At 49.2% G+C, this 13,601-nt stretch carries 12 protein-coding genes; 3 read left to right on the top strand and 9 right to left on the bottom strand.

What is annotated here, in order from left to right; all coding sequences use genetic code 11:
• Positions 1 to 295 precede the first annotated feature (295 nt).
• Genes MVG27_RS02765 through MVG27_RS02755 form a run of 3 tightly spaced genes read right to left on the bottom strand, consistent with a single transcriptional unit; the run spans position 296 to position 2,322 of the window.
• Positions 296 to 484: a hypothetical protein gene (locus MVG27_RS02765; RefSeq protein WP_297556124.1), complete on the bottom strand. Its 189-nt coding sequence runs from the start codon at positions 482 to 484 to the stop codon at positions 296 to 298.
• Positions 468 to 941 carry a hypothetical protein gene (locus MVG27_RS02760; protein ID WP_297556123.1) on the bottom strand — a complete coding sequence of 158 codons (474 nt, stop codon included), beginning with the start codon at positions 939 to 941 and terminating at the stop codon, positions 468 to 470. Before MVG27_RS02760 ends, MVG27_RS02765 begins: the two co-directional genes overlap by 17 nt.
• A 4-nt stretch (positions 942 to 945) precedes the next feature.
• Entirely contained in the window at positions 946 to 2,322 is a 1,377-nt protein-coding gene (locus MVG27_RS02755; protein WP_297556122.1) for a hypothetical protein, read from the bottom strand.
• 298 nt (positions 2,323 to 2,620) lie between these two features.
• Here MVG27_RS02755 and MVG27_RS02750 point away from each other — a divergent pair, with 298 nt between their 5' ends.
• On the top strand, positions 2,621 to 3,532 hold the full coding sequence (locus MVG27_RS02750; protein WP_297549024.1) for an MBL fold metallo-hydrolase: 912 nt from the start codon (positions 2,621 to 2,623) through the stop codon (positions 3,530 to 3,532).
• A gap of 33 nt (positions 3,533 to 3,565) precedes the next feature.
• Positions 3,566 to 4,738, top strand: a complete 1,173-nt coding sequence (locus tag MVG27_RS02745; RefSeq protein ID WP_297549036.1) for a nicotinate phosphoribosyltransferase — start codon at positions 3,566 to 3,568, stop codon at positions 4,736 to 4,738.
• 69 nt (positions 4,739 to 4,807) lie between these two features.
• On the opposite strand, the gene MVG27_RS02740 is transcribed toward MVG27_RS02745, so the two are convergent.
• The 3 genes from MVG27_RS02740 to MVG27_RS02730 all read right to left on the bottom strand — a co-directional run bounded on the left by MVG27_RS02740 (position 4,808) and on the right by MVG27_RS02730 (position 6,474).
• On the bottom strand, positions 4,808 to 5,011 hold the full coding sequence (locus MVG27_RS02740; protein ID WP_297512753.1) for a ferredoxin: 204 nt from the start codon (positions 5,009 to 5,011) through the stop codon (positions 4,808 to 4,810).
• Between the two features lie 131 nt (positions 5,012 to 5,142).
• Positions 5,143 to 5,676: a metal-sulfur cluster assembly factor gene (locus tag MVG27_RS02735; protein ID WP_297549039.1), complete on the bottom strand. Its 534-nt coding sequence runs from the start codon at positions 5,674 to 5,676 to the stop codon at positions 5,143 to 5,145.
• 60 nt (positions 5,677 to 5,736) lie between these two features.
• Positions 5,737 to 6,474, bottom strand: a complete 738-nt coding sequence (locus tag MVG27_RS02730; protein ID WP_297549026.1) for an ATPase — start codon at positions 6,472 to 6,474, stop codon at positions 5,737 to 5,739.
• A 101-nt stretch (positions 6,475 to 6,575) separates the two neighbouring features.
• Here MVG27_RS02730 and bpsA point away from each other — a divergent pair, with 101 nt between their 5' ends.
• Entirely contained in the window at positions 6,576 to 7,631 is a 1,056-nt protein-coding gene (gene bpsA, locus MVG27_RS02725; protein WP_297549041.1) for a N(4)-bis(aminopropyl)spermidine synthase, read from the top strand.
• A 5-nt stretch (positions 7,632 to 7,636) separates the two neighbouring features.
• Here bpsA and MVG27_RS02720 read toward each other — a convergent pair whose 3' ends face one another.
• The 3 genes from MVG27_RS02720 to MVG27_RS02710 all read right to left on the bottom strand — a co-directional run bounded on the left by MVG27_RS02720 (position 7,637) and on the right by MVG27_RS02710 (position 13,571).
• A complete protein-coding gene (locus tag MVG27_RS02720; protein WP_297549028.1) occupies positions 7,637 to 9,373 on the bottom strand; it encodes a prenyltransferase/squalene oxidase repeat-containing protein in 1,737 nt (578 codons plus the stop codon).
• A 45-nt stretch (positions 9,374 to 9,418) separates the two neighbouring features.
• Positions 9,419 to 11,482 (bottom strand): S8 family serine peptidase, encoded by a 2,064-nt coding sequence (locus MVG27_RS02715; RefSeq protein ID WP_297549030.1) that lies wholly within the window; start codon positions 11,480 to 11,482, stop codon positions 9,419 to 9,421.
• Between the two features lie 268 nt (positions 11,483 to 11,750).
• The gene (locus tag MVG27_RS02710; RefSeq protein ID WP_297549032.1) at positions 11,751 to 13,571 is read right to left on the bottom strand and encodes an aldehyde ferredoxin oxidoreductase family protein; all 1,821 of its coding nucleotides are present in this window, start codon (positions 13,569 to 13,571) and stop codon (positions 11,751 to 11,753) included.
• Positions 13,572 to 13,601: the final 30 nt, after the last annotated feature.

Raw genomic sequence — 13,601 nt, 5'->3', positions numbered from 1 at the left:
GGTTAGAGTGTGATTGTCCGCTTGTTAGGTAATGTTGAAGGCACGTCTTAGTAGTTACGGGTAGAATTATCAGAATTTGCCAAAGGATGAACAGAACGGAGCATTGAGCGATCTTTGGAAAGAGGGGGTTAGGGGTATAGATATGGAAAGCCTTTTTCTGTGTTCTCATGAGTTCTATGGTGTTTTCTTAAATTCTATTTTGTTCTATCTAGTTCTATTCTGTTCCATATCGGCTTCTCTAGATTTCCACAGACAACTGCTGGATATTTCTAGGTTTTGGCAGAAATCCACGTTATCATTTTGGATCTTCAGGATCTTGCTTGTAGATTTTCCCTTTTACAGTATCCCACCATTCATCTTCTGGCCGGTTCCAGTCCTCAGCCAAAAGAGGCTCGATACTCTTCAGCATTACCGAGATAAATTCTTCCTCGTCATCTTGCCCGTGGCGGGGAGTTTCATTTCTCTTATCAGATCTCGATCTCAATATAAGGCCCCCTTTCTTCTTCCATTACCTCCGAATATGAAGTATAGTAAAATATAATTTGGTTTCTTATTTTCTCTTTCTTTGCCCGGTATGCATAAGCTAGAGTTCCAACGATTATGGCTTTTCTCTCAAGGAATCCCTTTTTATACAGGCGGTATAGAAACATTCTGATAAATGCCTCCCATTTTATCTCTTCTAAACTACCTGAAGGAAGAACTGACGTTTTTATAAGCTCCTCAATGATTTCCCTGACGGTGAACCACTCCTCATCATTCTGAGCCAAGAGGCTGAGGGCTGATACTTTGACGCGTACTCTGAGATATCCCTCAGTGTTTTCTTTTAGACTGTCCTGTAGCTTGAGTAGGGACTTATACACATCATCAAGAGCCAGCTTTGAGATCTCAGCCCTCGCATTTCTTCTCTTCATCTTTCCGTGCTTTTTGGTGGGGTATCTCATCAGTTTATCCCCCCGAAACAGTCTGCGTTATCTCCCCCATTTCCGCGGCGGCTGTTTTGGATTCGGAATGCTTATACCCCGAGAAGAATCTCCGGAGGGTTTCTTCATTAAGGACTCGGAGAAGTTCGGGCATGACCTCATCTATTATCGAGTCGACGAACATCCGAGTAAGTCTCCTATACCTTCCCCTGAACCGTTTGTCTTCTGTTAATGAGATGTAGTGCATGAAGTCAACTCCTTCAGCCCTCCCTAGGAGATAGTTCTTGTACCTTCGAAGCTCGTCAATAAGCTGGGCCGAGCTTAAAAAGCCCATGAATCCCAGCTTTTCGTTATCTACAAGTTCGTAGATCATATTCTGGAGATGGCTGTCAAAGAACTTTCTGAACAGTTTAATTGTGATTATTGGCTTGTCTGGAGGATAAACCCTGAGCCAGCTGTGCATAGAATACGCTCTTTCCAAGTCTTTCTTGCGTCTAAATACTTCCCGAGGTATGTAGTAGCGCGTAAAGACTTTATCCAAAGAGTAGTATCCAAATATCGGGGCTGTTGGGTCTAGGATAAACCTTCTTTTGAAGATTTTAAGCTCGCTGATTAAGACCTCGTGAATAAATACAGGAGTTATACCGCCTGTGTCCGTTTTGAGCTTTGCTCTTCTAAAGTAAATGATGCCCCTGTTTAAGTCGATCTGGTTAGTTTTTCTCCCGCTTTCATCAATGGTAACAAACTGAAGATCGTTTATCTCCGTGCCCCTTGCACCAGTCATTAGGACTATTAAAGTGGCCAACCTAATCTTTTCTACTGTAATTGTAGGCCTCTCAGAGATGAGAATAGAAAGCCATCTTAGTGCCGCCCGTATTCTTTCAGAGGAAACAACCTTTTCCTGCTCGCTTTTTTGGTACGTCTTGAGCTGTATTGCCTTGGATCTTAAAGCAGTTCTTGATATCATACTCAAGTAAAGGTTCGGATCGAATATTTCTTCGCCAAATACCCTGGAGAGGCTTACACCGTACTTTTCCCATAGGATGTGTCTTAGGGCTTCTTTAGTATAATTCAATACAACATTAAAGGTGTGTGAGGACTTGCTTCGGTTTGGATCTCTGATGTACTCTGAGAAGGCCCTGTAAATACTCTCCGCACTGAGCTTCACTACGGAGCCGTTCTCAGGTGGTTTGTCCAGTACTTTCAGCAGATATTCAACGAAAGTGTTTAGTGCAAAGGACTTATTTTGAAAGGTGCCGGGGCTCAGTTGCTTTGAGTTTCTAAGCTTTACCAGTTCCTCTTTGTATTCATCTAGGTACTCCAGATCGAAGAGTATGTAGGTTTGGTCGTTGAATACCGGATCCTTCACAGAGGGATGCAAACTAAATCTTTTTCTGATCATAAAGGCCCCCTCAAATACATTGCTCAGTTTAGTTATAGCAATTAAACTTTATAAACATTTCCAAATTACATGCTATTAACCTATGACACTAACCAAATCAAAAGATTTATATATTATAAGATCATAATTAGAGCATGCGTTGAGTTTATAATAAAAAATCTGAGCATCTAATCAGTTTGTACATATGTACAAAACGCATACAAAAAGGGGCCTCGGGATGACACTCCTCATCGGTCAATCATTCACTAACGGGCAGGGCTTATTAAAGGTTTAGCTCAAATGCACATTCGGTGATAAAATGCGCGTCATTCCCATCGCGAGCGAGAGTTTGGGAGTTAGAAGTCTAGCGACCTTCGTCGAGGCTTCCGGCCTAAAAATCCTCATCGACCCGGGCGTTGCCCTCGGGCCAAAGCGCTACGGCCTTCCACCGGCCAGAATAGAGCTTGAAACCCTCCAGAAAATGAGGAAGAAACTGCAGGGGTATGCGAAAAGAGCAGATGTCGTGATAATATCACACTATCACTACGACCACCACACGCCCTTTTTTGAAGGCCTCTACGAGAGTTCAAGCGAGAGCTACGCGAGGGAGATATACGAGGGAAAGCTCCTTTTCATAAAGCACCCACGGGAAAACATAAACTTCAGCCAGAGGAAACGTGCTTGGGCCTTTTTGAAAAACGCTGAACCGATAGCAAAGAAGATTGAGTTCGCCGATGGAAAAACCTTCGACCTTGGAGGGGTTAGGCTTGAGTTCTCGCCAGCTGTACCCCACGGAAGGGAAGGCTCAAAGCTCGGCTTTGTGGTAATGACCCTAATTGACGATGGCTCCCAAAGGATAATCCACGCAAGTGACATACAGCTATTGAATAGAAAAGCCGTTGAGTGGATTATTGAAAAAAACCCTGATCTTCTCATAACAGGCGGTCCTCCCACATATCTCGGAAAACGCGCCGAGGGGAGCTGGGAAACCGGAATAAAGAACCTGAACGAGATAATCCGCGAGACAAACGCTGAGATAATACTCGACCACCACATAGTGAGGGACAGGCGTTATCTCGAGTTCTTCGATGAGCTTGAGGAGAGGCCAAAGACCTTTGCCCGCTTTCTCAAGGTTGAGGACAGGCCACTGGAGGCCTACAGACGGGAACTTCACAGGCTGGAAAAAGGAGAAAGCGTTGAACTGCCGTTCTCACTCGGGGGAAAGCCTTAAACTATCTGAACCAATTAGGTATTGGTGGTGCACATGAGGGACTTTTACATCGCTCACGAGGAGGATATCAAAGCAGGAAGGACAACCGACGTTTATTTCATCAGGACAAGGAAAATTCTCACCGAAAAAGGAATTCACAGGAAGGTTTTCGCCGACGTGACTACAACAAGCCTCCCACACGGCTGGAAGTGGGGGGTTTTAGCTGGAATAGAGGAGGTCGCAAAGCTACTCGAGGGCCTTCCCGTCAACGTCTACGCGATGCCAGAGGGAACTATCTTTCACCCCTACGAACCGGTTCTCCAGATAGAGGGCTTTTACGAGGAGTTCGGGATATACGAGACTGCTTTACTTGGAATGCTCAGTCAGGCTAGTGGAATAGCGACTTCGGCCCTGAGGATTAAGATTGCCGCGAACTTCAAGCCAGTCTATTCCTTTGGCATAAGACACATGCACCCAGCAATAGCTCCGATGATTGACCGTTCGGCCTTCATAGGCGGTTGCGATGGAGTTTCCGGCGTTCTTGGGGCCGAGATGATTGGTGAAAAGCCCGTTGGAACCATGCCCCACGCACTGATTCTCACGGTCGGTGACCAGGTTAAGGCCTGGAAATACTTTGACGAGGTCGTTGAGCCCGAAGTTCCTAGGACGGCCTTGGTTGACACGCTCTGTGATGAGAAGTTCGAGGCGTTGATGGCGGCAGAGACACTCGGTGAAAGGCTCGACGCGGTTCGCTTAGACACACCCGGTTCAAGGAGGGGCAACTTCAGAAGAATCATCGAGGAAGTCCGCTGGGAGCTCAATTTGAGGGGCTACGACTGGGTGAAAATCTTCGTCTCAGGGGGCCTAAACGAGGAAAGCATAAGGAAAATAGTGGACGTGGCCGATGCCTTTGGAGTTGGTTCCGCCATAGCGAGCGCGAAGCCGATAGATTTCTCTCTCGACATCGTTGAGGTCGAAGGAAAGCCGATAACGAAGCGTGGAAAACTCAGCGGGAGGAAGCAGGTTTACCGCTGTGAGAACGGCCACTACCACCGTGTTCCGGCCAATAAAAAGCTCGAACGCTGTCCGGTCTGCGGGGCAAAGGTTGAACCCCTTCTTAAACCCCTCATAGAGAACGGAGAAATCGTTGGAGAACTGCCAAAGGCGAGGGAAATAAGGGAGTACGTTCTCGAGCAGGCCCAGAAGTTCAATCTGAGTCTTGAATGAACTTATTCTTCTTTTTATGTCCCTTTGGTTCCTCAGAAAAGTCCCACAAGGAAGATAAAAGAGAGGCCTTCAGGCCTCCTCAATGCTGATAGCGCTAACAGGGCAGGCCTCCATGGCCTCCTTGGCGCAGTTGTAGAGGTTCTCGTCCTCGATGACCTCAACAACCGGCTGGGCCTTGCCCTCGTCGTTCATCTCGAAGACGTCCGGGCAGAGGCTTGCACAGATGGCGTCACCAATGCAGGTGTCCTGGTCGACGGTAACCTTCCACGCCATGGCACATCACCGGGTTTAAGTGGGATTGGGCGAATATAAACTTTTCGTTCCTAAAACCAACGGTTTAAAAAGATAATTTGTGGAAAGGAAAGCTAAACAAAGCGACGATGAACAGAGAAAGTCAGGACTGGTCAGTAAAGGCCCAGCTTTTTCTTGTACTCGGGACTTATCCTGTCGGGTGTCCACGGCGGGTCGAAGGTAAGCTCAATCTCAGCGTCCTTAACGCCGGGAATCTCGAGGATTTTGTCTTCAACAGCCCTGAGAATCCACATCGTTAGGGGACAGCCTGGTGTTGTCATCGTCATCTTGACGTAAACGGTGTTGTCGGGCCTAATCTGGAGGTCATAGATAAGGCCGAGGTTCACGACATCTATTCCTATCTCGGGGTCTATGACTTCCTTAAGCTTTTCAAGAATGAGTTCCTTTGTGAGCTGGACGTTTTCTCCTGTATTTTGAACCTCCCTCTCGCGGTTTATCGTTATCAGGCCAACGCCTTCAATTTTTCCAAGCTCGGAGTGAAGCTTTATGAGAACGTTGTCCAAATCAGGGGTGTCCTTTGCGAGGGTTACCGTAACGTTGCCCTTTTCATCAACCTCAATTGAGCGGATGAACTTCTCATCAACGACGGATTTCACAACCTTCTCAACCTCTTCCTTTGTGACCATCCTCACCACCGGCTTAGGTTAAAAACTACACATTTAAACCTTTTGGGTCAGAATTGTGAACTATCTGGAGAGAACGTCTCTCATCAACTCAACGGCCATCTCGGGGGTTAAAGCTCTCGCCCTCGTCTCGCGAAGGATTCTCTGAAGGGCCAGTCTCTTCGTTGAAGGTGCCCTCCTGAAGAGTTCCCAGAGCAGGGGACAGCCAAAGCTCAGCTCATACTTTCCGCCGATTATCTTGATAATCTCTCCCTTATCAAGGGCAAGAAAAGCGGGGAGGTTCAGCATTACGAGTTCTCCCTTTTTGTAAATGGAAATTAGGCCCGAGCTCAGCATATCTCCCGTTGCAAGGATTTTTGCTCCCATTTCAATTGCCTTTCGCTCAACAGCTTCCATAACCATCAAGTGACAGCGACCGCATATGGGTGCTCCTTTTTCAATGAGTTCTCTCATTGTCTTCTCGTAATCCGGTACCTCTACCAGTATCGCGTTTTCGGAACGAACCTTTTTGAGGGTCTTTTCACTCATTTGGGGCAGTTTGGCCGTTATAGGAACTACGTCAAAGCCTGCCCAGCGGAGTATCTTTAGGGTTGCCGTGCTGTCGGAGCCGGCCGAGAACGCAACGGCAATCCTAACTCCAAGGGGAGTCCTTTCAAACTTCCGTTCTTCAAGGCGGTATAGAACGAGTGCTTTCAGCCTTGAATACGCCTCCTCGCCAATCTCTTTCCTAACCCCTTCAAGGGCTTCGAGGTTGTAACGGAGGCGATACTCTTTGATTAAATCCTTGGTTCTTGAGAGCATGGATTGGGTTGCACTATCATCTTAAAAATCCTCGGGAAAACCTTAAAAGAGGGCCTCACTAACCCCGCTTACGAACCAAAAATCCTTCTGGAGGGATGGAAATGAAGGAGATAATCGAGAGGGTTAAGGCCAGGACGAGCATCCCCGTTTATGAAAGAACCATAGAAAACGTCCTGTCAGCGATTCTGGCGAGCAGTGACGTCTGGAGGATAGTAGACCTCAGCGAGGAACCACTCCCACTGGTCGTTGCCGTTATTGAGGCTCTTCACGAGATGGGCTACCTAACCTTTGAGGGCTCGAACGTCGTGCTTACGGAGAGCGGAAAGAAACTCGTTGAGAAGTACGGGATAGGGGCAAGAAAGGACTACACCTGCTCTCACTGTCAGGGCAAGACGGTTGAGCTTTCAGCCTTCAGCGATTTGCTCGAAGAGTTCAAGGAAATCGTCAGGGACAGGCCTCAGCCAAAGCACGACTTCGACCAGGCCTACGTTACGCCGGAAACCACAGTTGCCAGGGTTGCGTTAATGCACAGCAGGGGTGACCTCGAGAACAAGGAGGTCTTCGTTCTCGGTGATGATGACCTGACGAGCATCGCCTTAATGCTTTCAGGCCTTCCAAAGAGGATAGCTGTCCTCGACATAGACGAGAGGCTCATGAAGTTCATTGAAAAGACTGCAGACGAGCTCGGCTACTCCGACATCGAAATATTCACCTTTGACCTTCGCGAGCCACTTCCCGAGTATGCCCTCCACAAGTTTGACACATTTATCACAGACCCGCCTGAAACGGTTCCAGCGATAAGGGCCTTCGTTGGAAGGGGAATTGCAACCCTTAAGGGACCCGGTTGCGCCGGCTACTTCGGCATAACGAGGAGGGAAAGCTCCCTTGACAAGTGGCGCGAGATTCAGCGCTTGCTCCTCAACGAGTTCGGTGTTGTTATAACCGATATCATCAGGAACTTCAACGAATACGTGAACTGGGGCTATGAGGAGGAGACCCGTGCCTGGAAGCTCCTTCCGGTTAAGGTCAAGCCCTCCTACAACTGGTACAAGAGCTACATGTTTAGGATTCAGACTCTCGAAGGTTCAAAGGGCTTTGAGAAGAAAATAGAAATCGGAGACGAGCTATACAACGACGAGGAAGCCTCGACGACATAACGCTTTCAGCGTTTCTTCCTATTTCTTCTGCTGAGGATAACTCCGAGAGACACTACAACTACAACGAGCACGGCAACTATGTAGACAAGGTATATTCCTCCAATCGTTGCTTTCTGGTTCTCTACCAGTGGTTTTTTCCAGGGACTCGTTGCCTTAAAGCCCTCGACAGGGGTTGCGTTCACCAAGAGCGGATGTTTTGTTGGGTATATCAGTATGTAACCATCCAATCCCCCAATTTTGGCACTGCCAGTTACGTTCTCAACAAGAGTCCCGTCCTTTATTAGGAGGAACGTTGCGTTTTTCATGGTAACAATTCCGTTCTCAGTCTTTGGTTTGGGGATGTTTACGTAGAAAACGTTCCTCAGAAAGTTGTATCCCCTCTTGTACGTGGTAGTGTTTGAGAGCCCCACTTCCAGGAGGGCCCTGAGTATCTCTGCAGTGGTCTTGATGTTGTCGGGGGCACCCGCTGTGTAACCCCATGCACCGGTCGGATTCTGGCGTTTCTTTATTATCTCAAAAGTTTCATTGAATGCCTCTGTATAGTTGAACCTGTGGAAATCAACAAGTGCGTAGGCATAGTAGTAGTTTGGATACTTGTCGGTCAGGTTCGAGGAAAGCCAGTTGAGGATTGGTGTGTAGTTGACCTCAACATTAAGGGTGGAGAGAACCCATACTACATAGGCCGTATTGAAAAAGTTGCCCCAGTGATTTTCGCTCTCGTTCTTGAGCAGGTATTCAACTTCTCTCCCGTATGGTCTTCCGAGGATGTAGTTTATCCTTGCTATCTCCGCAACCATCCACGGCTTGAGCTTCTCAAGGTTCAGGTTGGACAGCTCAACACTGGTGTTGCACTCCACGTAGTACTTCGCCAGAACAACGGCCTCCCATTCGAATTTTGGCTTAACCTTTAGCATATACGGACACGCCAGTGGTTTTAGGTCAGAGAACCCGGGAAGCAGGGCAGTTTCTAACATGTCCGGTGGCTGATACTTTAGAGTCCCCCAGTAGCCGAAATGTACTGATTTCAGAAGGTCCTCCTCATATCTTTTGTTCCCGGTAGAGTACAGGAGAAGTGCAATGGAGGCAGGGTCGTTAAGTGTTGAGTTGATTTCAACGTTTTCCCCGGTTAGATAGGCCAATGCAAAGGCCTTGTAGAGGGCATTAACTCCCGTTGCCTCGATGTTTCTAAGGTCTTTTACATCGCCCAACGCCATGTATCCAAAAATCTTATCCATCGTCGTCTTTGGACTGTGAGTTTGGAGATAGTAGAGCCCGTTGTTTATTGCTTTCTCAACGGGAAGCCATGAATACTTGAAATCCGCGTATTCTTTTAGTGCAATTACTGCCAGGGCCGTGTCGGTATAATCCCCAAAGGAGCCATCGTCATTCTGTTTGTACATCAGCCAGTAGATTCCCTGGTGAATTGTTCTGTTGAAGAGACCCCGGGCTATTGACTCTCCCCTCATGAGTGCCATTAATGCGAGGGCCGTATATTTCGCCTGAGGAGCCATTCCGTAGCGATACGCCCATGCCCCATCTGGGGTCTTAAGCATCATCAACCAGGTATCTGCCTCCAGAACGTACTTGTATTCGTGAACCTTGTACAGTGCAATCGCTGAGAGCGCAGTTGCCGGAATGGTGGGGGTAAACACGTACGGCACTTCATCACCTTTGACGGGATGAGCGTAAAAGAGGGGTATGATTACAAGTGTAACTAAAAAAACCGCTAGAACCTTTTTCATTCCAACACCTCCAAATGGGAAAAAGAAGAGGGGGTTAAAAAAACTTCAGCCATAGTATATCTTAACCTGGAGGAAGTAGTTTGCCGACCAGTAGTAGGTGCTGTAGGCGTAGACCACGAAGTACCATGTTCCAGGCTGTGGATTGTTGTAGCTTACGTATTCGTTTGAGCTTGACGTTGTTGAGCTCGTAACGAGGTTCTGGTTCGGGTCGTAGAGGTACAGGTCGAGGTCATCGTAGCTGTTTCCGTAGAGGTAACCCTCAATCTTGGTTGCACCGCTGTCAACGGTGACCGTGTCAACTACATAGCTTCCGTAGTTCACGGTTCCGGTGAAGTTCTTAACGACTACAGTCGGGTTGGACGGGGTTGTTGGTGTGCTTGGCGTTGTGTTGGTGTTGTTGGTTGGTGTCGTGGTGTTGCTCGGAGTGCTCGGGGTGCTTGGCTGGCTTGGAGTACTTGAGGAGCCCTCGGTCACGGTTCCGCCCTCGTCGAGAATCTCAAGGTTGTAGTTAGCGCTTCCTGAGTAGCTTGCGATGACGAAGTACCAGGTTCCTGGGGTGGGGTTCCTGTAGGCGACCTTCTCAAATCCGTAGTAGCCAGTGTATGAGTAATCAACGAGCTGACCGTTCGGATCGTACATGTAGAGGTCAAGGTCTGCCTGCGGGTTGTCCCAGGTAAGGAGTGCGGCTATCCTAGTGGTTCCACTGCTGACGGTAACTTCCTTGGTCACGTTCTGCTTGTCGGCGAGGTAACCGGTTATAACGACCTTTGAATCTTGGTCATAGTTCAGGGCCTCATAGACGTTTATCCTACCCGCACCGTAGGCGATGCCCGCTATGGCGCTGGCGTTGACAACGTCTGCAGTTATCTCAAGGACGTGCTTAATCTTATCGGGAGTCCAGTCAGGGTGAGCCTCCCTGAGGAGTGCAACGGCACCGCTAACGTGCGGAGTAGCCATGCTCGTTCCGGGGGCGGCAACGTAGTACTGCCCAACGAGCTCGTCGGTTAGCTGAGTTCCCGCCGCCCTGTCGGAGATAATCCAGTTACCCGGAGCAACGACTTCAGGCTTGAGCCTGCCGTCAGCGGTCGGTCCCCTGCTGGAGAAGCTTGTTATGACATCGTTCTTGTCAACAGCTCCAACGGTTATCACATCGGGAGCAGCGGCTGGGGAGCCTATGGTGTAGGTGTCAGGCCCGCTGTTTCCAGCGGCAACACAAACGACGATTCCAGCTTCCCAGGCCTTATCAACTTCCTGACTGAGGGCGTCAGTTCCGTCAGAGCTCTGGCTTGAACCGAGTGAGAGGTTAATAACGCTTATGTTGTACTCGTCCTTGTGCTGTATAACCCAGTCAACACCCGCTATTATGGTGGAAACTGAACCGCTACCATCAGCGCCAAGAACCTTAACGCCAACGAGCTTGGCACCTGGTGCAACACCCTTGTATTTTCCATCGCTGGCAGCACCAGTGCTGGCTATTATTCCCGCAACGTGGGTTCCGTGGCCGTTGTCATCGTAGGGAGTAGTCTTGTTGTTAACGAAGTCCTTCCAGCCGATAACTTTTCCCTGAAGGTCCGGGTGAGAGCCGTCAATACCTGTGTCGATGACGGCAACGACAACACCACTTCCATCGTATCCAACGTTCCAAACCTCGGGAGCTGATATCTGGGCGGTGGATTCATCGAGTCCCTCAAGGTCGACCTGAACCTGGACTTTGTAGTCGTCCTGTATGAACTGTATTCCCTGTACGCTGAGACCGCTTATAATGCCCGCATCTGAAAGGCCACCGAGAATCAGAAGATACTTGACCGGTATCGTGATGGCAACAGCCGGGATGGCATGATAGTTGTACTTTATCTTTGCGCCAAGGAACTTGAGGATTGGTAGAGCCCTGTTTTTGTCAGCCTGGCTATTGAACACAATGATGGTACTGATTTCCTTGTTTGGATTCATTCCCTGAACTTTCTGGAATAGCTTTGGAGTCAGTAGTCCGTAGTTCTTTGGGGTATGAGTTGCAAGGTGTGAGTTACCCCCCACTGATGCAGCTGCGGCGAAACCAAATGTCATACCAACGAGGAGCACAGCCAACAAAATGGCCTTAACTTCCTTCATCATGGTACACCTCTGAACTTATTCATTCTTTTCGGGTATAAAACCCTCATCAAGGAGCATTTTTGGACAGTGGGGCTATATAAATATTTCGATATTTAATCAAAATGTTGCATATATCCTCAAAGTGTTGTTTATCTTTGGAAAAATCTACTCTGAACATCGAAGGATTGTTGAATTTTCAACATCACAAGGGTGAACAGTTTAGTCCATCTTCAACATGTTTTAGAATACATGGCTAATGGCTAGAAAGGAATAAGAAAAAGAGACTTCACTCGAACTCCTCAAGGCCAAGCTCTTTGAGTTTCTCCTCAGGTATCTTTCCATCCTCGGTCCAGCCGCGGAACTTGTAGTATCTTGGAAGCATGAGGTGGAGCCTAACCACGTGTCCCTTGTTGGGACCATTTCTAACGGGCTCCTCAAGGAGTCTCTTCGGTAGGGTGTCTTCCTTAAGCGGGTCAAGGCCGGCCTTGAGGTTGAAGAGCCTCTCCGCGTTCCAAATGCGCTCGCCTATCTTGAGGTACTCCTCTGTGGAGAGGTCCCAGCCGAGGGCCGCGTTGAGCATGTCGCGGTAGTCGTCCGCTCCAAGACCGAAGGTGGTGAACACACACAGTCCAGCGGCGTCGATGAGAGCCGTAAGGTCCTGGAAGAGTATGACCATCTTGACCTTCTCATCGCTTATGTCATGCGGGTCCATCTTGTATGGGTAACCAAGAATCTCGGGGCTTATCATGTACTGCTTGATGTGACAGCCACCGCGGTTGTTGGTGGCGTAGCCAAGACCGTGTCCCTCGGCTCCACGCGGGTCGTAAGCCGGAAGCTCCTGCTTCTTCACACCCATGAAGTACTCAACGCCGTTGTACATCTCGGCCAGGCGGTAGCCACCTTCGGCAAGCTTGTCTCCGAAGCCCTCTCTCTTGGCGATCTTCTCGATGTAGTAGTGGAGAACTTCAGTGTTGCCCCATCTGAAGGGCGGAGCTTCCTCTCCGAGGTCCTCCTGCTTGAGGAGGCCCTTCTCGTAGAGCTCCATGGCAGTGGCTAGAGTTCCACCGAGGCTTATGGTGTCCATACCGTACTCATCGGCCATGTGGTTTGCCTCGATTATGCTCGCGAGGTCGTTTATGCCGTTGTGGGCTCCAAGCGCCCAGATGCTCTCGTACTCTGGTCCTTCGGTTATGCCGAGGGTTGGAAGCCTGTTGACTCTTCCACAACCGATTGGACAGGCGTAACAGGGCTTGTTTCTGACGAGGTACTTAGCGGCCATGGCCTCGCCACTCTGCTCCTCGGCGTATTCAAACTGGCTGTACTGGAAGTTCCTTGTCGGATACAAACCGTTCTGGTTGATTATGTTGACTAAGACGGCAGTTCCGTACTTGGGCAGTCCTCCACCCGCCGTCGGGTCGTTTCTGAGCTTGTCGGTCTTCTCCTTGACGACGCTCGTAAACTTCGCCCTGTCCGCGACTTCAACGCGCTTGTGTCCGCGAACAACTATAGCCTTCAGCTTCTTGCTTCCCATTACGGCACCAACGCCACCCCTTCCAGCCGCTCTATGCTCGTCGTTCATTACAGCGGCGAAGCGAACGAGGTTCTCTCCAGCGGGACCTATTAGCGCGACGCGAATCCTCTTGTCACCGATTTCTTCCTTCAGGGCCTTTTCAGTTTCGCTCGAAGTCTTACCCCACAGGTGGCTCGCATCTCTAAGCTCGACGCTCTCATCGTTGATGTAGAGATAGACCGGATGGTCAGAGGCGCCTTCGACTATTATAGCATCCCAGCCGGCAAACTTTAGCTCTGCCCCAAAGAATCCACCGGAGTTTGCCATCGCTATGTAACCGGTCAGCGGGCTCTTGGTTATAACCATGTACCTTCCACCGGTGGGTGCCGTCGTTCCCGTTAGTGGACCAGTCGAATAAATTATCTTGTTCTCCGGGCTGAAGGGGTCAACGGTGGGGTCCATCTCCTTGAGGAGATAATAGATTCCGAAGCCCCTCGTCCCGAGCCATTTTCTTGCGAACTTCTCGTCGAAGTGCTCTTCCTTTATCGTCCCATCGGTCAGGTTTACTCTCAAAATCTTACCCCAGTAGGCGTACATACTTCGATGCCTCCAGCTGTTGTGCGAATC

Origin of the sequence: Thermococcus sp. (assembly GCF_027011145.1) — an archaeon.
In the GTDB taxonomy this organism is placed as follows: domain Archaea; phylum Methanobacteriota_B; class Thermococci; order Thermococcales; family Thermococcaceae; genus Thermococcus.
Note: the sequence above shows the minus strand (reverse complement) of the source record. Positions and strands in the feature narration are given on the sequence as shown.